Source organism: Staphylococcus sp. GDY8P94P, assembly GCF_017892255.1.
Classification (GTDB): domain Bacteria; phylum Bacillota; class Bacilli; order Staphylococcales; family Staphylococcaceae; genus Staphylococcus; species Staphylococcus cohnii.
This window is the reverse complement of sequence record NZ_JAESKU010000006.1, coordinates 472-1,010: the sequence shown is the minus strand read 5'-3', so window position 1 is coordinate 1,010 and position 539 is coordinate 472. Positions and strand designations below refer to the sequence as shown.

At 25.8% G+C, this 539-nt stretch carries 1 protein-coding gene; it reads left to right on the top strand.

Annotation, left to right across the window (positions count from 1 at the left end):
* The coding region (locus KA926_RS03470; protein WP_481906359.1) for a class I SAM-dependent methyltransferase at positions 1 to 501 on the top strand (501 nt) is incomplete at its 5' end.
* Between the last annotated feature and the right edge of the window lie 38 nt (positions 502 to 539).

Sequence of the window (539 nt, the reverse complement as noted above, 5' to 3'; positions counted from 1 at the left end):
AATGAATTCTTAGGTATAGACATTGCAAAAGAAGGTGTAAAAAAAGCAGCAAAATCATATAAAAATATAAATTGGTTGGTTGCTGATCTAGCTGATATACCAGTTATGAATGGGAATGTAGACTTTTTAATTAATGTGCTTAGCCCTTCTAATTATGATGAGTTTAAAAGAGTTCTAGATAAAGAGGGGAAATTGATAAAAATAATTCCTAATAGTGATTATTTAAAAGAAATAAGGAATATAGTCTTTAGTAATCATAAAAATAAGGATTATGATAATTCTGATGTTATAGATTTATTTGAAGCTAATTTTAATAAAATTGAAATGATAGACATTAGTTATAAGGTTAAATTAAATAAAGAAGAATTGAATAAATTACTTGATATGACGCCTTTAACGTGGAATTTAAGTGACGTAGAAAAAGAAGGAATAATTAAGAAAAACTTAAGTGAAATTACGATGAGTTTTAAGGTTTTGGTTGGTGGTTTTAAAACGAGTTGAAAACGAGTTTCTTCTTGTCTTGATACTATATAGAAATA